Here is a 22,046-nt window from a genome sequence, read left to right on the forward strand (position 1 = left end):
TCAGGACTCCTTCTTCAATTGGCGCTCGGCAGCCGATGGCCATTCGATCGCCACAAACGCCAGCAAGGCCAGCAGCATCAGCACGGCGGACAACAACATGGCCAGCGCGGCGTTATCCGGACCGGGCCGGCCCAGCCGCTGGTAAATCAGTGTGGTGAGCGTCAGCCACTCCGGCCGGGACAAAAACAGGGTAACGGCAAACTCGCCCAGCGCGGTGGCCGCGGCAAAGGCCAGGCCACGGCGGAAAGCCGGTTGCAACAAGGGCCACAGCACGCGGGTAAAGGTTCGCAGCGGCGAAGCCCCCAGACTGCGCGCCGCCTGCGGCCAATGCGGCGGCAGGCTGTCCAGCGCACCGGCCAGGCTACGGGCAACAAAGGGATAGGCCAGCAAGGCATAGGTGGCCAGCAGCAAGGCCAGGCTGGCCGTCCATTGCGGATAAAGCAGCAACAGGCCAAACGCCAGGCACACCGGCGACACGATGAAGGGCAGAAAGGCCAAGGCCCGCAAAGCGAGGCTGGTGCGTGCGGCCAGTGCATGCAGGCAGCCCAGCCCCGCCGCCAGCAGCACCGCCAGTGCGCTGAAGCGGGCCGAATTGAACAAGGCCAGACGCACATCTTCATCCGCCAGCATATCCGGCCCCAGCAGCCACAAGGCCTGAGCGGCGCGCCACAGCACGGCCAGCAGCGGCAAGCCGCCAAACAGCAGCAGCACCGCCAGCGCGGCCAACAGTTGCAGCCATTGTGCGCCTTGCGGTGGGCGCGGCGGCAGCGGGTCCACCTTCAGCGGCGCGGCCAGGCTGCGTTCCAGCCAGGCATACAGCGTGGCCATGACCCCGGTCACCAGCAGCATCAGCAAGGCCAGCGCACCGGCATCCGCCAGATTCAGCTCGTAAGCCACCAACTGGTAGATTTCCACCTCCACCGTGGCATAGCGCTGCCCGCCCAGCAGCAGCGCCAGACCAAAACCGGAAAAGCAATACAGAAACACCAGGCACAGCGCCGACCACAACCAGGGCCGCACTGCCGGCCACTCCACCCGCCAGAACACCCGCCACGGCGTGGCACCCAGTGTGCGCGCAGCGGCAATCCGGCTGGCTGGTATCAGGGACAAGCCTTCACACGCGGCACGAATCACCAGTGGCAAATTGAAAAACAGATTGCCGTACAGCAGCAGCCAGGGCGTGTCCTGCAGATTGATGCCCAGCAAGCCTTGCGGGCCGAACAGCGCCAGCACGCCCATGCCCGCCACCAGCGTGGGCATGACAAAGGGCAGCATCAGCAGGCGCAGTGTCAGGCTGCGCCCCGGAAACTGATAGCGCGCCAGACACCAGGCCAGCGGCAGGCCCACCAGCAGCGCCGCCACACAACTGGCCGCCGCTTGCAGCAGGGACCAGACAATACGCCATTGCAGGTAGGAATCGGCCAGCAGGCCAACAGAAAACTGCCCCTGCCCCTCTTGCAGCAAACGCAGCAGGGGCAGGATGGACATCAGCAGCAGAAAGGCCAGCGGCAACAGCGCCAGCGCAAGGGTACGGCGGCGCGCTGTCATGCATGGTCCTGCTGGAAAGGCCAGTCGGCCACCAGCACGTCTTCCGGGCCGTCCTCCGGGTCTTCCACCCGCTCCAGCCAGCGAAAGCCCAGCCGGGCCGCCAGTTGCTGCGAGGGCAGATTGTCCGGGCTGATGGACAAGACAAAACGCTTTACCCCGGCGGTGTGTACCGCCCAGTCGGCACAGGCGGTCAAGGCTTCGGTGGCAAAGCCCTGACGACGGAATGCCGGCAGCACGCTATAGCCCAGCTCCACATCACCGCGCCCGGCCAGATAAGGATGACCGGGACAGGTATGGAAATTGATATGTCCCACCAACTGGCCGGTTTCGCGCAACAGCATGGCGCGCATCGACCATGGCGCGTAATCCGGCTCGTTTTCCATCTGGTCCAGCCGCAGCGACATCACGGCCGCCTCCTCCAGCCAGCTGATGGGCAAGGGCGCGCCCAGCCAGCGCGCCGCTTCGGCCAGTCGCGCCTGCATGCTGGCCCGCAGCATGTCCGGCGTCAGATGACGCAGGATCAGCCGCGGGCTGAGGATGTCGGCAATCACGGGGCCAGTCTGCATTACTGGCCGGACTTCAACACGATGCGGGTCCACTTGCCCACCCAGGCGGTGGTCTTGGCGGCAATCTGGCGGCTATCCGGCGTGGTGTGCGCCGTCGGCTTTTCCGCATGCTGGAATACCGGGTCCAGCGCGATACCCGGCTGCACCGGATACATCCACATGCTGGTGGGAATATCCTTCTGCACCGCGTCCGAACGCAGGAATTCAACAAACTTGCGCGCCAGTGCCGCTTCCTTCCCGCCCTTCACCAGCGCCGCGCCTTCCACTTGCTGGAACACGGCACCGGGCAACAACAGATTGCCCGTTGGCGAAGCGGTCAGTTTTTCCTTGCTGTAGAACACTTCCGCCGCCGGGCTGGTGGCATAGCTCACCACGATGGGGCGCGCACCGCCATTGCGGGAGAAATCGGTGTAATAGGCTTCGGTCCAGCCCTTGCTTACCTTCACGCCGTTATCGCGCAGCTTGCCCCAGAAGGCCATGGCCTTGGCTTCGCCCATGGCGGAAATGGTGGACAGCAAGAATGCCAGGCCGGGGCTGGAGGTGGCCGGGTTTTCCACCACCAGCAGGTCCTTGTAGGCCGGGCGGGTCAGGTCATCCAGCGTTTTGGGCAGCGGTAGCTGCTTCTTGGCAAACCAGGCCTTGTCGTAGTTGAGCGTGACATAGCCGTAATCGATGCTCACCGCGCCGGGCAAGGACACCACGCCGCCCTTGTCGCTCATCGGCAGCAGCACGCCAGCGGCCTCGGCCTTGCCAATCAGGGTGTTGTCGATGCCGTACACCACGTCGGCAATCGGGTTGGCGCGGGTCAGAATCAGCTTGTTGACCATCTCGCCGGCATCCCCCGCCTTGATGATGCTCAGCTTCACCCCGTTCTGCTTTTCAAACTCGGCCAGCAGCGGCTTGGCCACGGCAAAAGAACTATGGGTAAGCACGCGCAGCTCGGCCGCGTGGGCAAGGCCGGCAAACAGCAGTGCAGCCAGCAAGGTGGTGGTTTTGAACAATTGCATGACATTCTCCGTGCGACAAAGCGCAATCGCAGGAGCAAGCGAAACAACAGATGGTGGGTCCTTCTGCATCACGCTCCCTCCGCTGGCATTATCCAGTTCAGGTTCTAGGGTGTTTCTCAGCCCGCACGGGGCACCCCTGGTGATTGACGTGGCCAATGACACACGCCGACATGTTTGCTGACATTGTTGCTTACAAGGCGTTACCGATTTTTCACGGAAATTAACACCCTGCCGCCAGCAGAAAATGGATTGTACACACTTTCCGGCCAAGATGACCGCACAACAACAGCACGCTTGTTCAAGCCCAGTTGCAACAGATCACCCAGGGAGCACCACCATGAAACTGACCACCCGCCTCATGCTGATCAGCCTGTCTGCCCTCAGCTTTGCCACCTTGTCCGCCACCGCCTCGGCCGAAACCGCATGGCAAAAACAGCATCCGCGCCGTGCCGAGGTGAACCACCGTCTGGCCAATCAGGACAAGCGTATTCACCAGGAACGCAAGGAAGGCGAAATCAGCAAGCAACAAGCGCAGCAACTGCACCAGCAAGACCGCGCCATCCGCCGCCAGGAACGTGCCGATGCCCGCCTGCACCATGGCCATATCACCAAGCAGGAACAAAAAACCCTTAACCGGGAAGAAAACACCGTCAGCAAGGAAATCGGCAAGTAAAATCCAGCCGTAAGCTGGCTGCCAGCCAGCCCTGTCTGAAATAACCGCGCAGCACAGGCTGCAGGCTTCCCCTGCCATGCCGTGCTGCCGGTCGGTTTTTGCTGCGAGGCCAACCGTGAACTGTGTCATCCGTCTGCTACTGCTCGCTTTGCTACCGCTGCAGGCCTGGGCCGGCATCGGCGAGGCCGGTGCGCGCCACTTGCTGTCCCGCACCGGTTTCGGGGCCAATCCGGCGCAAATTGCCCTGTATGCACCGCTCAGCCGCCAGCAGGCGGTGGACCGGCTGCTCGATCACGTCAGCTATAGCGCCCTCACCGCCCCGCCCGCCTGGGTGAATGAACCCTTCGATCGGCCGGGCAAAACCAATCTGAGCGAAGACGAAAAGAAAGCCCTGCAAAAAGAGCGCAACGAACATGCGCAGGAACTGCGCGGCTGGTGGCTGGAGGAAATGCGCATCAGCCCCAGCCCGCTAGCCGAAAAGATGACGCTGTTTTGGCACAACCATTTTGTTTCCGCGCTGGACAAGGTGGGCGTGCCGCAGCTGATGTATCAACAGAATGTGCTGCTGCGCCGTCAGGCGCTGGGCAATTTCGGCCAGCTATTACACACCATCGCCCGCGACCCGGCCATGATGCGCTACCTGGACACGGTGAATAACCGCAAGGGCCAGCCCAATGAAAACTTTGCCCGCGAGGTGATGGAGCTATTCACCCTGGGCGAAGGCCATTACAGCGAGCAGGACATCCGCCAGGCCGCCCGCGCCTTTACCGGCTGGTCGCTGGACAAGGACTTCCAGTTTGTCTACCGGCCCAATCTGCATGACAACGGCGACAAGACCATCTTTGGCCAGCAAGGCAATTTTGATGGCGACGACGTGCTGGACATGCTGCTGCGCAAGCCGCAAACCGCGCGCTTTGTCACCCTCAAGCTATGGAAATACCTGGTCTCCCCCGCGCCGAACGAGGCCGACATCCAGCGCCTGTCCGCGCTGTTCTACCGCGACAATTACGAAATCCGCCCGTTGCTGCGTGCCATGCTGCTGACCCCGGCCTTCTGGAACAGCCAGGGCCAGTTGGTGAAATCGCCGGTGGAACTGACCGTAGGCACGCTGGTGACTTTCGACCTCACCCCGCCGGACTGGCGCGCACTGGCCGGACTTAACCGCCAACTGGGGCAGGACGTGTTCAACCCGCCCAATGTCAAAGGCTGGCCCGGTGGCGACGCCTGGATCAACAGCACCACCCTGCTCACCCGCAAACAGTTTCTCGACCGCCTGAGCCACGACGCCGCCCCCATCCGCAACAGCTTTGTCATGGCCGATGGCCAGATGGACGAACAACGTGGCCGCGAAGCCCGCATCCGCCGCCTGGTGCAGGCCGGGCTGCGCCCCATCAAGCTGCAACCGGACGAATGGGCCGCCATCTACCACGTCAACACTGCTGCAGATGCCACGCGCCTGCTGCTGGCCGTACCCCCGGCCCAGCCGCTGCCTGCCGACATGACCGGCGCACAGGCCATTGCCCCGCTGCTGCTGGACCCGGCCTACCAGGTACACTGAACCGCCCACAAGGAAGCTGCCATGTTTCAACGCCGCGAATTTCTCAAAGCCATGGGTGCCGGCCTGCTGGTATCGGTACTGCCCAATCTCAGCTATGCACTGGCCCCGGCCGGCTACCAGCGCCTGCTGGTACTGGTGGAACTCAAGGGCGGCAATGACGGGCTCAATACCGTCATCCCCTACAGCAGCGACGACTACTATCGCCTGCGCCCCAGCATCGGCATTGCCCGCCCGCAAGTGCTGCAACTGAGCGAACAAGTGGGCCTGCACCCGGCCATGCACAGCCTGCTGCCGCTGTGGCAAAACCACGAAGTGGCCGTGCTGCAAGGCGTAGGCTACCCGGAGCCCAATCTGTCCCACTTCCGTTCCATCGAAATCTGGGAAACCGCCTCGGCCAGCAACCAGTATCTGGGCGAAGGCTGGCTCACCCGCCTGTTTCGCAGCCAGCCCACCCCGCCCGGTTTTGCTGCCGATGGCGTGGTGCTGTCCAGCCAGAACCTGGGCCCGCTGGATGGCGGCGCCCGCGCCGTGGTGCTGAGCAATCCGCAAGACTTTGCCCGGCAAGCCAAGCTGGCGGCAGACCAGCAAGCCGGCGCGCACAGCAGCGCGCTGTCCCACATCCTGAAAGTGGAAGGCGACATCCGCACCGCCGCCAGCGCCCTGCAACAAGCGCCCATGAAACCGCCAGCCAACCCGGCCGACGCCCCCACCGCACCTCCCAAGGCCGCAGGCGGCTTTGCCCAGGCCATCAACACCCTGGCTGATATCCTGCAAAACGGCACCCGCATTGCCGTGGCGCGCATCACCCTTACCGGCTTCGACACCCACGGCAACCAGCAGCCCACCCAGGCCCGCCTGCTGGGCGAACTGGCCGACGGACTGGCCCTGCTCAAAACCCGTATGCAGGCCCAAGGCCGCTGGGACGACACCCTGGTATTGAGTTATGCCGAATTTGGCCGCCGCCCGCGCGAAAACGGCAATCGCGGCACCGACCACGGCACCGCCAACAGCCACTTCCTGCTGGGCGGCCGCGTCAAGGGCGGTCTGTACGGCCAGACCGCCCCACTGGCCGGGCTGAGCGATGGCAACCTGCCCTACGCCATCGACTTCCGCCAGCTATATAGCACCGTGGTACAAGACTGGTGGGGCAAGGACGCCAGCAGCCTGTTCGGCCAGCGCTTTGGCCGGCTGCCGCTGCTGCGGGCCTGAGCCAGCCGCAGCAAGCCAAGTGCGCAGCAAGCATGGCCCACAACATCAGGCCCCAAGCCCCAAACCAAGACAGGCCGCCAATGGCAATCGCCATCGCAACGCACACCGCCACAAGGCAAGCACGGACATGCGGTAAACCGGCCTAAGCCCGCAGCGCCTGCTTTTGCATGCGCTCGGCCAGGCGCAAATGGCACGCTGCCGCCAGTTTGATCAGCTCACGCGTGCTCACCGGTAGCGTCCCGCCTGCCGCCACGCAATCAGCCAAAGCCGCCAGCGTGCTCACCTCGCTCTGCAAGGCTACTGTTTTGCCGGATGGCCGCCGCTGTCCCTGCTCGGCCTGATAATGCAAGGAAACCAGCCAGCGCGACTGCTGCCACTCCGTCTCCCCGGCCAGTACCGACGCCCATACCGCCTGCCCCACCTGCCGCGCCGCTTCATCCGCCAGGGCATAGGCCAGTTGCAGCTTGTCGTGGTCTGGCCCTGTCTCCTTGCGCAAGACCGGCAGCAAGGTATCGTCCAGCCAGTCTTGCAGTTGTCTTGCTTGTGGTTTGCCGCAGGTACGCAGGACATCGCGCAGTTCTGTTTCGCTCAGGGTAAGCAGGGCCGGGCCGCTGGCGGGCGTCAGCAGGCAACCGGCCTTCTTGCCCAGCGCGGTTTGCAGGGCGGTTTCATCCCGGTATTTGAGCAGTTTGGCGATATCGGCCGCGACAAAGCGCGGGCCTTGTGCCAATGGAAAGACACCAAGGGTTTTCTTGTTGAAGCGCAACTGGATGGGCGGGGAGGTACTACGGAGAGGTGGTGCTTTTTTCATTTCAGAAGCTCCATGTGGCAAACGAGTCATTGCCACCCTTCGCCAGACGGGTGGCAAGCCAAAGCGGGGCTGGCGAACCGGCACATGGACCCGGCAGACCGTAAGGTCTCCCCACCCGGCCCGCCATTGAAGACATGAAGGTACACGAGTGCAACAAACAACTACCGGAGCAGTTGCCTGCCATATGCCAGGGTCGCCAAACCCATGCTGTGTTGTTACGCACAGGAGGCCAAGACTAAGAACCTGACAGCAGGACGACAAGGGTAAGGACTGCAGCAGGCACTGACAAGATGTGCAGGTATGTCGGCGTTTCGGATTTACCTGCAATACCACTAGGCACATGCCAGCACCTTGCAGGAAAAATCCTCACCGCGCATGGCGTTGGCAAAGTACCAGTCCGTAGGGCGGAAGCCCCGGAGTTACCGGGGCGTTCCGCCACGGTGCGAGTTGAAGTGGCGGAAATCATCAGGTTTTGCATCCGCTCACGCGGATGATGATTTGAGTGCCGCTTCCGCGCGGCGGACGGGAAAGGGATCTTTGCTTGGCCAAAGATCCCTTTCATCCCTAAAGGCCACCCAGCAAGGATGGCCTGCGGCTACCCGACAGGCCCCGTCCGGTGCGAGGCGCGCCTGAACTCGCGATTTGCTAACGTCAAATCGCTCAGACATTGCAGGCGCTTAAAACCTCGCCCCGGCCACCTGTCGGCATGCTTGATGGGGCCGGTGGGCGCGTTGATGCGGTGCTTGCGGTAGAGAAGTACGGTGTAGATGGAGTGCTGATGTAGGCTAAGGATATGTTAATGCCATTGCGCTAAAATGGCTGATGTCGGCCAGATGCGGTCATTGCCGAGATCTGGAACCAAGGTCTCAAGATCGGCCTTAGCCGTCTATCGCACACCAGATAGAAGAAGGCTGCTGTCACGTAGAAAGCAGCCTAAAACATCTCTATTAAAGCGGGGGCGATTCATAGCAAGCTGGAGAAGTTCAAGAAAAAGTTCACGAAAGTGGGTCTCAATTGATGTCCAACAAATGCTTCGAGAAGGACGCTCCGACAGCAAACTTCGTTTGCCGCCTTCGCGCCTCTCAAGTATTACGTTAAGAGTGGGGGTGACGGTGAAATTTGAGGCAGGCGATGAAATAGATAACGATCACTGTACCGTGCTAACTCACGAGTTCTTGAGGTGCGACGATGCTTTTAAAGATTTTTGCAAACATGCTGAACAGATGATAATTCAAGGGCAAACACGAGAGCTTTCTTTCAAAGCCTACAACGCTTATACAAGCTTCATTCATCATTTATACGAATTTCTCATGGGGTGTCATGCTCGCGACGCTAAGAACACTGACATTACAAATAAAAGAGGCGATCAACGAATAAAAATAATTGAAGGCTATGTAATGCATCATGCTCAGCGAATTATGGATCAGTACCGAGATTCTATAAGAAATGGCACGGCTCCCTCTTGGGTGAATCATATTAGCTGCTACGAAATTACCGTCCCTTCTGATTTCGCGAAAGACTTCAGAGAGTTCAGAAATAAGGCGGTAGGACATGTTGCTTATGAGCGTGCATCAACTCTCAGCCTCAGTGTGTTTTATCAGAAGTATCACAAGTTTTTATATTTGCTGTACCGAGAATCCATTTACTGGTGGGGTAAGCGCAGTGAAGAATTTCCAAACTTAAAAGAAATAACGGATTTCAGTGTTACTCTTGTGGAAGAAAATGCCTATTCCGGAGCTCAACCTCGCTCCTTTCAGTCGATGGACGCTACGCGATAAAGTCACGTTGTGCCCAGCCAGCTATACGTTATCTGTTCGGGGATGCCATGGAAGAACTATCTAGAAAATTGAGCGAAATAGATGCGCTAGAAACATGGAAGGATCATGTTCAAGGCTTTTCTAGGCCTGAAGTGGCAGAGGTATATGAGAGAGCGCAGCCTCTATGGGTTCGTAGGATGATTTATGAGAACAAGCTCTATTTACACCCTGATGTAATTGAGCAGCTTGAGCGACAAGGCTGCATTCCGGATGATCTGCATAAGCGGATGATCTGGGCTAGCCTCATAGCTTCTGATGAAAGCTCAAATAGTAAGAAAAGAATGTACAAGATAAAGAATCTCCTTATAAGAAAGTATGGTAAAGATTGGTGGGAAGATGTTTATTCTCGCCTTAAGCATGTGTACGCAGCGAAAGAGAGAATAAAGAAAATTCACTCTGGGCAAGCAGTATCAGTCTTTATTACTAATACATTCATTGGTTCCGAAGCCGCTCATGACGAAAGAATTAAAGCGCTAAGAATGATTCCGAAATCATGATGCACATAACAAGGCGCTGTAAGGAAAAAGCGGAGCGCGGCTTGAGTGTCCGCTTTTCATGAAGGTTCCGATTGCTCTGGGTCGATAGCAGACGTTTCACTTTGCAGTAGTTCTGACTCGGCACACGAAGCCCCCACATTACTTGACTCTCCACCGCACCAATTCGCCCACGGGCCCCGTCAAGCTGTAACGCGGCGCGCATTTTGGCACCAGTTTGCGCTAATTTTGGCACCGCCGCCTAACAGCACGTCGCCACTGATTTGCGCGTTAATTGTCACGAAGCCCCGCACAAAGCGGGGCTTGTTGCTTCCGGCCTTGGCATGCAAGGCTTTTCAGGTAGAATATTATCGGGGTTTTGTTTTTAGAATAACCCGCCCAGCGCTTCAGGTTCCCAGTTGGTAATCACCAGCTCCCGGCTGGTTTCAGGCGCACCGTGAGCGTTGGCCGTGCTGTACTTGATGTCTACCCCCTCCATCCAGAAACCGGCAAAGGCTGCCCGAATGTCAGGGTGGTCGTTGATGCTCACCATCACCTTACCCTTGCACGTCCGCATCGCCTCGGCCAACTGCTCGTACTGGTCGAACTTGAATGGCACGCCATAGCCTTCGGTCTGCCAGTACGGCGGATCGGCATAGAAGAAGGTATGCGGCCGGTCGTAGCGCTTCAGGCAGTCCTGCCACGATAGGTGCTCGACGTAAGTACCGGCCAGGCGCAGGTGTGCCGCACTGAGGTTCTCCTCGATCCGGCACAGGTTGATCGCCGGGCCAGTGGTGGCGGTACCGAAGGTTTGGCCGGTTACCTTGCCCGCAAACGCGTGGTGCTGCAGGTAGTAGAAGCGTGCAGCTCGCTGGATGTCGGTCAGCGTCTCCGGGCGGGTCATCTGTTGCCACTTGAACACCTCGCGACTGCTGATCGCCCACTTGAACTGGCGTACGAACTCTTCCATGTGGCTTTGCACCACTCTATACAAGTTCACCAACTCCCCGTTCACGTCGTTCAGTACTTCGACCGAGGCAGGGACGTGGCGCAGGAAGTACAGCGCCGCGCCTCCGCAGAACAGCTCCACGTAGCACTCATGCTTCGGAAACAAGGGCATCAGCTTGTCAGCCAGGCGTCGTTTGCCGCCCAGCCAAGGGATGATCGGACTGGCGTCCATCGGATTCTCCTGGTTGGGGCGCTCCTGGGCGCTCAGTGGGGAGGCTCTCGGCCTTCAGATGGTTCATGGCCCGGCAGCGCGGGCACTTGATGGTCAGTTCTAGGTAACGGCCAGAGGCCAGCTTGCGGCCGCACTGGCCACAGCGAATATCGGTGTTAAACATCTGCAAGCCCTTATCGGGTGACAATTATTCCGCTAGACTTGACGCGCTTTTGACGTCGAAAGCGGCAGCCTTGGGGTGACTTGCAGGTATGGTCTGCGGGTCAGCTGGCCGGGTGGGTGCTCTAACACCCTCCAGGCCGCTGTCTCTCCACTACTCTATCTATCGCTTCGGTAACGGCCCTCCCTCGTCCGGCTCAATGCTACGCTCGCAGTGCCCCGGATCGACCCTATCCAGCAGGCGGCATAGCAGGCAGTAGCGCCAGATGCCGCGCTTGGCTCCTTTGCCCGCCCGTGAGCTAATGGTCTCGTCCTCACTACCTCCAATAGCGGCATTCAGCGTCTGGTCAGCCCCGACAAACACCCGCACCGCACGACGGTTACCGGCGAGCAGTTGCAGTAGCGACATGGCCAAAGCCAGAGCCACCGCCAGCAGCGAGGCAAGCCATAGACCGAGTAGGATCAAGCGGTGGGCCATTGCACTGCCTCCATCTGCGCCACTGCATCCTGGGCGCTCAAATCGATAGCCAACAGTGCATCCTCCATCGCCTGGCGCTGACCGATGATTTGGCCACTGGCGCGCGCGTAAGCATTTGCCTTGGCGTGCACCCGCATGGCCAGATTCCCCACGCTCAGGCCGCGCGCGGTGGCGATAGCCGACAGTAGCGGCGTGGGTGCATCGGGATTAGCCGCCAGCGCGTCGGCTTCCTTAGTCTGCTGACTCCAGCTTTGCACCTCTCCTTCAGGGTAGTTGGCAGACAAGGTGGCCAAAAGTTTGGCCGCATGGGCGTTGATTTCACCAAGGTGGCTAGTACGCAGGTTGATCAAACGCTGGCCTATGCGACCGAGGAATGCGGCATTCAACTCGTCATCGGTCGCGTAATGGTCGAAAACCACCTCGCCGTCCTGAGCCTGATAATCCAGATCAACAGCTCGCATGGATTGGCCGTCGTTGCTGTAGCAGTAACTCATTAGATGCTGTCCTCCCAACCGAGGCATTGGATGTACCCACCGGAGCCATATGATGCCCAGTAGATATTCAAGGATTCGAGAGCAAACTCGACCGTCACTCGCACAGCTGTATACGGACCGCCCGCTACGTTGTTATCAAGAGGTGGCGCGGTTTGTGAGCCAGATGCACCATATGCGACGTTTGGACCGCATATAACCGGCTGGTTACCAGTGACGCTACCGCCAGAGACCTGAATACGAGATGCAGTAGTCGGCACAAAGTTAGCTGTGGCGATGCCTACATAGGTTGGAGTTGAGACGCTACCGGCAGTACCGCTCGCCATCAGCGGTAACGCAGCTACGTTAGTGCCCAAGGCAACGACATATTGTGAGCGTCGATCAATCTGCAGCGTGTACATCAGGATCTTGTTCGCATCCGTGCGTACCGAACCTGTCCGTGCAAACATCGTGTACCCAGCCGGCAGTGTTGGGGCAGAAAGAGACAACGAGTAGAGCTTGGCCGTAGTAGCAATCGTCGGGTTGTAGATGACAAACTCGTAGTACCAGGTACTCGCCGCCAGCACACCAGTATCGAGTCCGTTGGCACCGACCGTGCCGATGTTGCCGGTCACGCTGACATTGAGCAGCGTCTTGTAGCTGGCCCCGTCCGTCACCGTCACCGCATCTGCTGATGTCGTGCGGTTGTTGAGGGTATAGGCCGTAAGCGCAACCCCTGCAGCTGACGCTGTCGCGTTGGCCGAGAGTGTCAGCGTGGTTCCATTGATCGCCGTGATATACGTACCGGCCGGAATGCCCGCGCCTGTGATATAGGTGCCATTCGCAATCAGCCCAGCGGTGGTACTGGCGGCGGTGAGTTGATTACTTCCGCTAGTTGTAGTGCCGATCAGGCTAATGGGTGCGACGGATGCGGACTTCAGGGCTTTGCGTGCTGCCGGTATCGAAGCAGTCGCAACTGGCAGCGGGTCAAGGATCACAAAATCCACGCCGTCGTACTCAACGTCCGCCAACTGGTTCGCCACAATGACGGCCGCAACCTTATTGCCTGCACTGTCATACTGTTTGATCGACTTGGCACCAAGGCCCGACACGTTGAGCGTGTCCGCGCCAGCGCCAGCGGCGTGGAACTTGACCCGGAAACGCTGAGGTACGGCATAGCCCTGTAGTGCCGGCGACGGGGTAAGCGTGAAGCTAGGCGCAGCACCGCCAGAGGTGAAGGCGGTCGCGGCCTGCGACACAATATTGGCCCAGTCGGTCTGCTCAGCGTAGATGCTGGTACCGTCTCCCCACAGGGCATTGCTGCAGCCCTGGCTAACTACCACCCCGCTACCGGCCTGTGTCTTGCAGGTAACGGTGAAGTTGCCGGTGGTCTGGTTGCGCACAATCCACGCGCCGCTGATCGCCGGGAAAATCAGGTTGATATTGGCGGTCAGTGCACCGGTCAGAATGAGAATTGGCATGCCGTACTGGGCTGCAGCCAAGTTGACGCTTACCCCGCCGGCGACGTTGACAGTGGCCTTGCCGCGCAGCAGGGTCTGGATGGCGGTGGCGAGTTGGTCCGACTTGGCTCCATCAATGGCGATGCCTGCTGCAGAGAGCACCGAGATAACCTCGGCCTGAAACATGTTCAGCCAAGCGGCGGTCAGGATAGTACCCAGCGCCCCTGTGCTCGGATTGCCGTCTACGAATAGGCCATCGGCGGTGTTGATCTTCTGCATGGTTTACCCCTGATAGGCGAAATAAACGAAGGTATGTGCCGGCTTCAGGTCGCCGATCACGGATTCGATGACCGGGTCACCAAAGGAGGTCAGGCGCTCGCCCGCCACGGACTGTCCAGCCCGAAACAGGTAGCTGCGGCTCTGGCTGGCCACCACCACTTGCCACACCCACTGAATGTCCTCGACATAGAGCGGATCACCGGCATGGCTGACGCCGGCGCGAAACGGCTCCAGTTCGGCGATGGTGATGGTGTAGCCAAGGCTGGACGCCAGGCGGGTGAAGTACGGAATACTCAAACCACCTGTTTCGGCCAGCTTGGCCAGCACAGCCTGCAGACGCTGCTGGTAGGCCGCATCGGCCGGCGGCGTGATACCGCAGACGCGTTCCCAGTCCGGCAGCAGTTGTTCAGCGAAGAACGGTGTTATCGCTCCCTGGATGTGGTCGGCACTGGTGAGAGAGGTGTCGAGCGCCTGGCCCTCGGCCAGCAGTTCGGCCCGCAGGACCGAGCCAGTGGGCGCGTAACTTACCGGCGGCAGCAGCAGGGCTAGCAGTTCGGCATGGCCCGCCATCACAGCGCCACCACCGTGACGGTGCCTAGCCTCACCCACTCGACCATGCTGGCGTCCACGGTCGGCACCACGTTGGCCGCTGGCAGCGTCACTGCACGGTCGACCACTCCGGATAGGTCGGAGACCAGCGCTTCGATGCGGCTCTTGATCGCAGCCTCGCCGGGGGCCAACTGGTTGAAGTAGATGCCGAGTGCAGCTTCGATCTGGGCCTGGGCTACCGCCAGCGTGATGCCGGACAGCTGCACAGATACGGTGACGTTGACCACTTTCAGGGTTGGGGCCAGCACTAGGCTGTTCTTGGCCGTCACCGGCCGCACATCGTCGATGTAGTCCTGCACGGCAGTGATGGTGGTGGCCGATGGCAGCGCACCGGCCGAGGTGATCACCACGTCGACGGTACCGAGACCACGGCGTAACGGGTAGACGAAGGCGGCCGTCACGCCGGCCACTTCCATCGCCCAGCGCCGATAGTCATATTTGTTGCCCCCGGCTGGTGGGCGGCGGATCAGCTCCAGCAGACGTGCCAGCAGCTCGCCGTCCGACTCCTCGTCGACGCCGCCGGTCATGTTGACGATGGTCGCTTGGCTGGTGACGCCAGATGGTGCGGCCGTCAGTTCGACAACAGCATTCGCCGAGGCATTCCCGGCCGTACCGACTGTGCTGGCAACCGCCGTTACCGTGGCCACGCCGTTGGCGTCAATCACGCCGGCTTGGGTGGTGACATAGGTCAGGTCACCCAGCTTGGCCGTGAGGCCGGACGGAACCGCCGCACCTGGTGTGCCGGCGACGCTGATCTGGCCCTGGGAGGCTACTGCCACTTTGCGGGTCAAACCCCGCGTGCGGGCATGCAGCTCGAGGTACTCGCGGTCGGCAGTATCCGGGAAAATCTGGCGAACGATCCACGCCTGGTGCTGGTACAGCCCCTCGACGGCGCTGGCCACCGAGGTGGCACGGATGAAGTAGTCGCTGTCCGGGCCGACGTCGGCGTCGGGCAACTGGTTCTTCAGGTCGCGCAGCAGCGCGTCGCGGATGGTGGAGAAGGCGGGAACAGTAAACGGCATCAGGCGACCCTCACCGGATGCTGGAAGCGCTGGACGCGGCCGCTGGCGTCTTCCACTTCGATGTGGAGTTCCAGCCAGCCGGGCTGCTGGCGAGAGGTCGTGACGGTGATGCTATCGGCGCGGCCGTCCTTGACCAGCGGGGCCAGCGCCTGCTCGGCGTACTGGCGCGCCAACACGGCCACACGGCTGACATCCTTCTCGCGCTGCAGCTCGTGCAGGCGCGAACCCAAGGTCGGGTCGGCCCAGTAGCTACCCAGCGGCGTCATCAGCCGCAGGTAGACCGCGTTGGCCAGAGTGTCAGTGCGGGAACCGGCATAGTCGCCAGTTTGCGGGTCGATTAAAGCGTCCATGCCCCGAATTGTCGGGGCATGGTGGTATGGGTGGTTAGCCGATAGGCTTCAGTGATATGTGCTATTTGGCCAAGGTACGTACTTCTTTTAAGAGGGCTACGTACTCGTCGACACACAGCCGAATGTCACGGCCTGAAACACGCACTTGAGGAATTGAGGTTGAGACACCACGCATTTGCAAGTCGTGCTCGGATAGCTCGGTTCCTCGAATCACCTTAAAGAGCTGCTCCTGCTTTGCCTCAAGGCGTTTAACGAGATCTTCGACATTGTATTTACTGTGTTCTGGCATAACTTTTTTCTCGCTTTGCTGAGTTAGAAAACAGATTGTCTCCTTTCTCTCCGAAGCAAAACAGAGGGGATTTCAGCTAAATTCTCAGATTGGCTCATCAGTGACTCCACCAGAATCACCTGGATGTTTATGATGCGCACCGCTTTTGCCGGCAGCAATCACATCTACCGTCGCTTCCAGAGTGCCTTCTACATGCGCCCCATTTCCACCCTTGATGGCCATCCCGCCGTTGCCATTGATCTGCCCTTTGGCTGTCACCACAGCACTGGCTGTCAGGGCCGGTGTATTGAAGTCGGCCTTGTCGGTGGCGTTTACTTCCCACGTCTTGCAGTTGACTTTAAACACGTCGCAGTCGGTCTCGATCAGGCGACCGCGCTTGAGCACGATCTTGGCACCCTCGTCGGTATAGAGTGCGACCTCTCCTGTTTTGAGTGCCTTCAGCCGGTAGCTGCCGTGCTCGGTGGCAATCACGATGCCGTGGCTGGTCTTGCCGCCGACCGGGAGGATGACCGCCATTGAGCCGGGCGGCGGGTTGCTGGTCAGCCCGTAGTGCTGGAACAGCTCGTTGTCCTGCAGCCGCTCGCCGGCCAGCCCATCGGCCTGGGCGAGCTGCACAGCCGGGCCGCTGTTGACCCGCGTCAGCACGCCCCGGAATGCTTGCCGCACCCCCGCCATCGCACGGCGGATGCGCTTGTCGATTTCGTTGATCATTGCGTCACATCCACGGCTTCCAAGCCTGCCGAGCTGTTCTTGCCCCGACGGTGCTTGCGTTTGTGAGGATGGGCGTCGAGCACCCAAACGCCGTCTTCCTTGAGCGTCAGCGTGGTGACTCTCCCAATTCCTCGGCCGCCCTGGAACTTGCGCGCCATCAGGAAGAACACCGCGTCGATCTCGTGCGGCTCACTCACTACGTGGATGCGCTGCCCTGGCTGCCACAGCAGGCCGTCACTGGTGCGGTGGCCGCTGACCTTGGCCACCAGGGTGAAGCCCTTGAGGCGAGAGTCCGACAGCAGCTTGCGCGCCCTGGCACGGGCGGTATCGGTATTCTCGGCGTCGTGGTCGACCACGATCCGGGGGCGGTAGGTCGCCACGCCGGCATCACGCACGGTGCTTTTCAGTGCGTGCTTGCCGTTCTCAACTGCCGTGCCGTGCGCCTGGCCCAGCACGGTGATGTCCGAGTGGCGCTCGGCCATGCTGCGCGTGCGTCTCAGACTGATCAAGTTGTTGCTCTTGCCGTCGCGCTTCATCACCAGGCTGGCTACTGGCGGCTTGCTGTAATCCGGTCCACCGATCACCAGCGTGCCGTCCGGCTCGAACCACGGCCACAGCCCGTTGGCCTCGGCCGCGTGCACCAGTGTGTCCCAAGCGGTGTCGCCTGGCTCGACATTGACCTTCTCGGCAGTGCGCGCCTTGTCGGCGTCGATGCGGATCTTGCTGATGCCCAGCGGCTTGACCACATTGGCCACCACCTCGGCCAGCGTCACCTGTTTGGCAGTGAAGATCGGCGCGGAACAGTCGGTCAGCACGGCGGCGCTGTCACGGCCGCTGATGCTCAGGGTGTGGCTGCTCTTGTCGACGTCGTCATCGATGTCGTCGATGCGGCCGGTCAATACGGTATCGCGGCCGATGCGCACCTGGACGGCCGCGCCTTCCGTGACGATGGGTGGGAACTGCCCTTGGGGAAGGCCAAGATCAACGCGCCAGGCATCAGCCGGGATCAGCAGATCCGAGTCGATCTCGTAGCTGGTCCACTTACTGTGGAAGCGACCACCGATCAGCAGGCTGACGGTGTTATCGGGCGTAGGCATAGAGGGTGTCTCCCGCCTGCAGGGCGTTTGGGTTAGTCAGCTTGGGGTTGAGACGGGCCAGCTCCTGGGCACGGGTGTAATCGCCGTACCAGCGGAAAGCGACCAGGTGCAGGTTGCCCGGCGCATCGACAGTGCGGGTCACCAAGGGCGGTAGTGCCTCGATCACCGCGACGGCTGCTTCCTGGACGCCCAGAGCGGTGTCTTTCAGCGCCTCGGTCACCGGGCGGGCGTCTTCGACCGAGAACAGGTCGCGGTGCGCCTCGATCACCTGCTGCAGCGTGTCGCGCACGTCGTTGGCAATGTGCTCGACCTCCTGGGGCGACAGCGTCGGCTGCTCGGCCTCCGCCGCGAGGATCTGGCCAGCGGTCTCGGCCAGGGTGGTGGCCGCAGAGATCTGCACCAGGGCCGTCACCAGGGCGATGTCCTCCGGCTTGGCCGGGATGGGCTTGGCGTCGGCGACAACTCCTCCACCAGTGCCGCCACTGCCCGAACTGCCTCCCGTCGACGCCGAGCCGGCCGACACCTTGCTGGGCAAGGCCACCACGTTGTCGAACTGCCCGACCAGACTCTTCCAGTCGGACTGGATCACACCGACGTCGAAGCCGCGCAGATCGGCTATACCGCTGACCAAGCTCATCACATCGCTGGCGAAGGCACGCGGGTAGTCGATCAGGTCAAGAGTGGTACCGATGATGCCCTGTACCTGGCTGCGGATCGCGCCCAGCGTGCCGGTCATCATGTCGCGCAGCGCGTTCAGTCGCGACAGGTTGCCCTTGATGCTCTTGAGTCCGTCGAGCGCCTTGGCGAATGCCTCAATGCCGTTGGCGCGGCTCGTTGCAGCGAGCTGGCTCACGGCTTCGGCCTTCTGGGCCGGCAGTTGCTGGACGAAGAACGGGTTGCCCGGCGTGGCCTCGACGAAAGTCAGCTCGACCGTGCAGTAGTCCGGGTTGTCGGCATCGTGGCCGACCTGGTAGTCGGTAAGCTGGGCTTGCTTGATGCTGCCGAACACCGGGTGGATTAGCTCGCCGTGGCCAGGCTTATCCAGCTCCTTGATGAACGTCTGCAGCCGGTTCTCATAGTCCTTGCCGAAGAACACTGCCGACATGGTGATATGACGCGCCTTGCGGCCAAGGTCTTCCACGTCCGCGCCGTCCAGGTATGGGTATTCGTGGCTGGCGGTGTCGCGTTGTACGCTGTCCTGGGTGCGCAGGCAGTCAAAGGTGATGCCCCGGAACGAGGCGTCAAGCAGGGTATCGGCCCAGGCCATCAGTGTCTCCTTGCGGTTTGGGCGTTGGCCGCGTTCACGGACGCGACGATGTTGCCGTTCTGCACGTCGACAGTGACCGTGACCGGGATCGGGGTACTGGTGGCCTGCTGCATCTTTTGGGCAGCCAGATCCAACTTGGTCGAAGCGTTGACGGCAGACTGCAGCATATCCAGCTGCGGGATCGGCGCAGCGATGCTTGGGGCATTGCGCTTTGTCATCGGCGTAGGGGCCAGCAGCTTGGCGTCCTGGTCACCGTTGAAGAGGTCATACAGCCACGTACCCAGCGTGCGTTCTTTGCCACCGTTGGTAGCGGTCAGCACGCCAGTGATGCCCGCATTGATCGCGGTGCCAACGCCATAGCCCGCCGCACCAGCCAGTGCCACACCGCCCCCTGCTCTGAGCAATACCCCGGCACCACCCAGGGCGCGGCCTACCATCGTGCCGCCGACGCCGGGACCGCCACCCATCATCATCATCGGAATGGCGGCCGCACCTGCTGCAGCCCCCAGCGCCGTCACCGCCGTGGTCGCCGCTACCAGGGCGGTGGATAGGCCCGGATATGCCTGGGCGTAGTCAGCCAACTTGCCGGCAACCGAGCCGATAGTCGAACTCAGGCCGTCGAACGCCTGCTGTTCTGCAATGGCCTTTTCATTCTTGGCGCGCTCGGTCTGATAGGACGCGGTACTGGCGATCATGTCGAAGTTGGCCTGCCCGGTACCGCCAGCACCTGGCAGCTTGGCTTCGATGCTCTTCACGTAGTCGCGGTTGCCCATGTAACCGACCAGCGCCATCAGTGCCTGGCGGTCCTGAATCAGCTTGCCGACCGCCGAGCCCTGCAGGATGTCGCCCTGCGACTCCAGCAGCACCTTGCGGTCGTCGCCCTTGGCTGTCTTCAGCTTGGTCTGGATATCCTGGTAGCGCTTGTCGTGGCCGACCACCTTGTCGACCAGTCCGACGAACGCATCCAGAGAATTCACGCCTTTCTCGCGCGCGGCCGCCAGCGTGCCGGCCAGATCGATGCCTTTCTCGCCCTTCTTTTTCTCCTGGAAGGTGCTGGCACTGATCTTCGAAGCATCCTTGGCCGTGTCCTGGCTGTTGATCTTGGCGAGCAGGTTAACCAGGTTGTTGCCGGCCTCGTCCTTGGTACCGGCAGTGATCACCGCCGCCTGGTTGGCCGCAAGCAGCTTGGCCAGCCCACCCATGCCAGACATGCCGGCCTGCTTTGCAGCGGCCATCTGCTGCGGCAACCACTTGGACATATCCTTCAGCTCGAAGCCACCCTCTTGGCCAGCCTTGATCGCCATGTCGAGCGCCAACGGCAGTTCGCTTTCCTTGACCTTGAACGTCTGCATCGCCCGGATGGCGATGTTGCCCAGCTCGTTCGGGTCAGCACCGGTAGCAGTCGCATACTTCTGCAGTGTGGGCAGCAGATTGACGGCGCTCTTCTGGCTCATCGACCCCGAGGCCAGCAGGTTGTCGAGCGTCTCGGCTGCGCCTTCGCGGGTACCGCCGCCTTCGCGCACCGCGCGCTTGATGGCATCGTCCAACTCACGCACGCCTGCTCGGCGGCCACCCACGTCACGTTCGGCGAACGCGGTGTTGGCCATCATCGCCAGGCGGCGGTCGTACTCCATCGTGCGTTTGACCGGCTGGCCGACCACGTAGGCTCCGGCCGCCACCCCGGCAACACCTGCCGCGACTCCACGTGCACCGGCAGCGAGGCCGCGCTGCAGCTGGCTCACACCGGCCATCTCACGCCGCAGACCCGCCACCTTGTCGCGCATCGCCTCATAAGCGCGGGCCTGTTCCTTGGCCGATAGCGTGCCGCTGTTGGCCAGGCGCTTGTAGGCTGCCTCGGTTTGCTGGATCTCGCGCTGGATCGCTCGCTCGGCCCGCACGCCCAGCTGCTCGCGCGCGCTGGCCATGCGCTGGCTCTCGCGCGACAGGCCAATAACGGCCTTCTCGGCACGCTGGGTCTGCCGCTCCGTATCCTGCATGACCCGCGAGACGGTGCGGGATGCCTCGTCACGGGCCTTGAGGGTCAGGGCAACTTCAGGGTTTCGGGACATGTTTAACGTGGCTTCTTCTTGCGCTGCGATCTAATGTGCCGTTTCTCGCCGCCACCCTTGCCTGGAGAGGGCTTACCGCCATACAGCTGGTTGACGGCGGCGAGATAGCCTTCGAACTCGGTCGCGTTCAGCTCGCGGATTCGGGACTCGGGGATGCCATGCTTGCCGAGGGCGACGACGGCGAGTCGGAAACCGCCGAGGAGGGATTCGGCCTCATCCGCTTTTTTTTAAGCCGGTCGCGCTCAGCCGCCAGCACGTCGTAGTCGTCATCGACCATCTGCTGCTCGAGCAGCTCGTAGGTGATCGCCTCGGCCGGGATGTCGCCAAGTTTCACCAGGCAGCTGGCCAGCATCGCCGTATTGATGCGCATATTGGAGCCGATACCGTGTGCCTCGATGGCGGCGATGTTGTCACCCACGGTCGGCAGGCGCAGTTCGAAGTCGTAGTGCAGCTGGCCGGAGCGTGCCGGGTATTCCACGCCGTACAGCAGCGCTTTCTTCTCGTCCATGTCTTACTCCTTCACCTTGCGCAGCGCCTGCACCTTGAGGTCACGGCGTGCTTCGTTATCGACGCTGTACTTCTCACCCACCTCGGTGGTGAAGCAGTCGAGGTAGCTCTCGCGCTGACCGCCATTGCTGGCCGGGTAGATGGTCAGCTTGGCACCTTCGATGGCCTCCCAGTCGAGGTCTCCGGACAGCGGGATCGCCACGGTGATCGACAGGTCGTACTCGGCGATGCCCTTGGCAAAGCCCTTGGCCCGGCCGGTCTTGTTCATGGTTTTGACCAGCTTGCGGCCAGTCTTAGTGTTGACGTTGAGGTCGATCACTTCGACCTCCTTGCCGTCCACTTCCAGCACGATGGCCCCGGCGTATTCCTGTAGTGCCATGTTGGTTCTCCTGGGTATTGGGGCGGCCTTCGCGGGTCTGGTGGCCTCCAGCCGCCCC

General features: G+C 61.3%; 23 protein-coding genes and 1 riboswitch. Of the genes, 5 read left to right on the top strand and 18 right to left on the bottom strand.

Going from position 1 to position 22,046, the window contains the following annotated elements; translation table 11 throughout:
- Genes DLM_RS13435 through DLM_RS13445 form a run of 3 tightly spaced genes read right to left on the bottom strand, consistent with a single transcriptional unit; the run spans window position 1 to window position 3,121 of the window.
- A complete protein-coding gene (locus tag DLM_RS13435) occupies window positions 1–1,548 on the bottom strand; it encodes an ABC transporter permease (RefSeq protein ID WP_089084481.1) in 1,548 nt (515 codons plus the stop codon).
- Window positions 1,545–2,114 (bottom strand): GNAT family N-acetyltransferase, encoded by a 570-nt coding sequence (locus DLM_RS13440; protein WP_089084482.1) that lies wholly within the window; start codon window positions 2,112–2,114, stop codon window positions 1,545–1,547. The genes DLM_RS13435 and DLM_RS13440 overlap by 4 nt, the downstream gene beginning before the upstream one ends.
- Window positions 2,114–3,121, bottom strand: a complete 1,008-nt coding sequence (locus DLM_RS13445) for a thiamine ABC transporter substrate-binding protein (protein ID WP_089084483.1) — start codon at window positions 3,119–3,121, stop codon at window positions 2,114–2,116. Before DLM_RS13445 ends, DLM_RS13440 begins: the two co-directional genes overlap by 1 nt.
- A gap of 56 nt (window positions 3,122–3,177) precedes the next feature.
- A riboswitch (TPP riboswitch) is annotated at window positions 3,178–3,269 on the bottom strand.
- A 189-nt stretch (window positions 3,270–3,458) separates the two neighbouring features.
- Here DLM_RS13445 and DLM_RS13450 point away from each other — a divergent pair.
- The 3 genes from DLM_RS13450 (at window position 3,459) to DLM_RS13460 (ending at window position 6,561) form a co-directional block, all read left to right on the top strand.
- Window positions 3,459–3,794, top strand: a complete 336-nt coding sequence (locus DLM_RS13450) for a hypothetical protein (RefSeq protein WP_089084484.1) — start codon at window positions 3,459–3,461, stop codon at window positions 3,792–3,794.
- Between the two features lie 115 nt (window positions 3,795–3,909).
- Entirely contained in the window at window positions 3,910–5,352 is a 1,443-nt protein-coding gene (locus DLM_RS13455) for a DUF1800 domain-containing protein (RefSeq protein WP_231959855.1), read from the top strand.
- Between the two features lie 21 nt (window positions 5,353–5,373).
- Entirely contained in the window at window positions 5,374–6,561 is a 1,188-nt protein-coding gene (locus tag DLM_RS13460; protein WP_089084486.1) for a DUF1501 domain-containing protein, read from the top strand.
- 142 nt (window positions 6,562–6,703) lie between these two features.
- Here DLM_RS13460 and DLM_RS13465 read toward each other — a convergent pair whose 3' ends face one another.
- Window positions 6,704–7,372 carry a Bro-N domain-containing protein gene (locus DLM_RS13465; RefSeq protein WP_089084487.1) on the bottom strand — a complete coding sequence of 223 codons (669 nt, stop codon included), beginning with the start codon at window positions 7,370–7,372 and terminating at the stop codon, window positions 6,704–6,706.
- Window positions 7,373–8,400: 1,028 nt separating this feature from the next.
- Here DLM_RS13465 and DLM_RS13470 point away from each other — a divergent pair.
- Both DLM_RS13470 and DLM_RS13475 read left to right on the top strand, forming a co-directional pair.
- Window positions 8,401–9,150: a hypothetical protein gene (locus DLM_RS13470; protein ID WP_197715408.1), complete on the top strand. Its 750-nt coding sequence runs from the start codon at window positions 8,401–8,403 to the stop codon at window positions 9,148–9,150.
- A gap of 47 nt (window positions 9,151–9,197) precedes the next feature.
- The gene (locus DLM_RS13475) at window positions 9,198–9,686 is read left to right on the top strand and encodes a hypothetical protein (protein WP_089084488.1); all 489 of its coding nucleotides are present in this window, start codon (window positions 9,198–9,200) and stop codon (window positions 9,684–9,686) included.
- A gap of 361 nt (window positions 9,687–10,047) precedes the next feature.
- Here DLM_RS13475 and DLM_RS13480 read toward each other — a convergent pair whose 3' ends face one another.
- The 14 genes from DLM_RS13480 to DLM_RS13550 form a co-directional block, all read right to left on the bottom strand.
- Window positions 10,048–10,842 carry a DNA adenine methylase gene (locus DLM_RS13480; RefSeq protein ID WP_089084489.1) on the bottom strand — a complete coding sequence of 265 codons (795 nt, stop codon included), beginning with the start codon at window positions 10,840–10,842 and terminating at the stop codon, window positions 10,048–10,050.
- Window positions 10,790–11,005 carry a Com family DNA-binding transcriptional regulator gene (locus tag DLM_RS13485; RefSeq protein WP_089084490.1) on the bottom strand — a complete coding sequence of 72 codons (216 nt, stop codon included), beginning with the start codon at window positions 11,003–11,005 and terminating at the stop codon, window positions 10,790–10,792. Before DLM_RS13485 ends, DLM_RS13480 begins: the two co-directional genes overlap by 53 nt.
- Before the next feature lie 159 nt (window positions 11,006–11,164).
- Complete coding sequence (locus tag DLM_RS13490) at window positions 11,165–11,467, bottom strand: hypothetical protein (RefSeq protein ID WP_197715409.1); 303 nt, start codon at window positions 11,465–11,467, stop codon at window positions 11,165–11,167.
- Window positions 11,464–11,973, bottom strand: a complete 510-nt coding sequence (locus DLM_RS23515) for a hypothetical protein (RefSeq protein WP_197715410.1) — start codon at window positions 11,971–11,973, stop codon at window positions 11,464–11,466. The genes DLM_RS13490 and DLM_RS23515 overlap by 4 nt, the downstream gene beginning before the upstream one ends.
- Window positions 11,973–13,688, bottom strand: a complete 1,716-nt coding sequence (locus DLM_RS13500; protein ID WP_089084491.1) for a hypothetical protein — start codon at window positions 13,686–13,688, stop codon at window positions 11,973–11,975. The genes DLM_RS23515 and DLM_RS13500 overlap by 1 nt, the downstream gene beginning before the upstream one ends.
- 3 nt (window positions 13,689–13,691) lie before the next feature.
- A complete protein-coding gene (locus DLM_RS13505) occupies window positions 13,692–14,258 on the bottom strand; it encodes a YmfQ family protein (RefSeq protein ID WP_089084492.1) in 567 nt (188 codons plus the stop codon).
- Entirely contained in the window at window positions 14,258–15,319 is a 1,062-nt protein-coding gene (locus DLM_RS13510) for a baseplate J/gp47 family protein (protein ID WP_089084493.1), read from the bottom strand. The genes DLM_RS13505 and DLM_RS13510 overlap by 1 nt, the downstream gene beginning before the upstream one ends.
- On the bottom strand, window positions 15,319–15,669 hold the full coding sequence (locus tag DLM_RS13515; RefSeq protein WP_089084494.1) for a phage GP46 family protein: 351 nt from the start codon (window positions 15,667–15,669) through the stop codon (window positions 15,319–15,321). Before DLM_RS13515 ends, DLM_RS13510 begins: the two co-directional genes overlap by 1 nt.
- 373 nt (window positions 15,670–16,042) lie before the next feature.
- A complete protein-coding gene (locus DLM_RS13525) occupies window positions 16,043–16,669 on the bottom strand; it encodes a phage baseplate assembly protein V (RefSeq protein ID WP_089084496.1) in 627 nt (208 codons plus the stop codon).
- Complete coding sequence (locus DLM_RS13530; RefSeq protein ID WP_089084497.1) at window positions 16,666–17,766, bottom strand: phage baseplate assembly protein; 1,101 nt, start codon at window positions 17,764–17,766, stop codon at window positions 16,666–16,668. The genes DLM_RS13525 and DLM_RS13530 overlap by 4 nt, the downstream gene beginning before the upstream one ends.
- A complete protein-coding gene (locus tag DLM_RS13535; RefSeq protein ID WP_089084498.1) occupies window positions 17,750–19,033 on the bottom strand; it encodes a DNA circularization protein in 1,284 nt (427 codons plus the stop codon). The genes DLM_RS13530 and DLM_RS13535 overlap by 17 nt, the downstream gene beginning before the upstream one ends.
- The gene (locus DLM_RS13540) at window positions 19,033–21,102 is read right to left on the bottom strand and encodes a phage tail tape measure protein (protein WP_089084499.1); all 2,070 of its coding nucleotides are present in this window, start codon (window positions 21,100–21,102) and stop codon (window positions 19,033–19,035) included. The genes DLM_RS13535 and DLM_RS13540 overlap by 1 nt, the downstream gene beginning before the upstream one ends.
- A 127-nt stretch (window positions 21,103–21,229) precedes the next feature.
- Window positions 21,230–21,610 (bottom strand): hypothetical protein, encoded by a 381-nt coding sequence (locus tag DLM_RS13545; RefSeq protein ID WP_089084500.1) that lies wholly within the window; start codon window positions 21,608–21,610, stop codon window positions 21,230–21,232.
- Between the two features lie 3 nt (window positions 21,611–21,613).
- A complete protein-coding gene (locus DLM_RS13550) occupies window positions 21,614–21,988 on the bottom strand; it encodes a phage tail protein (protein ID WP_089084501.1) in 375 nt (124 codons plus the stop codon).
- Between the last annotated feature and the right edge of the window lie 58 nt (window positions 21,989–22,046).

The sequence above is a fragment of the Aquitalea magnusonii genome (assembly GCF_002217795.2).
Lineage (GTDB): Bacteria > Pseudomonadota > Gammaproteobacteria > Burkholderiales > Chromobacteriaceae > Aquitalea > Aquitalea magnusonii_B.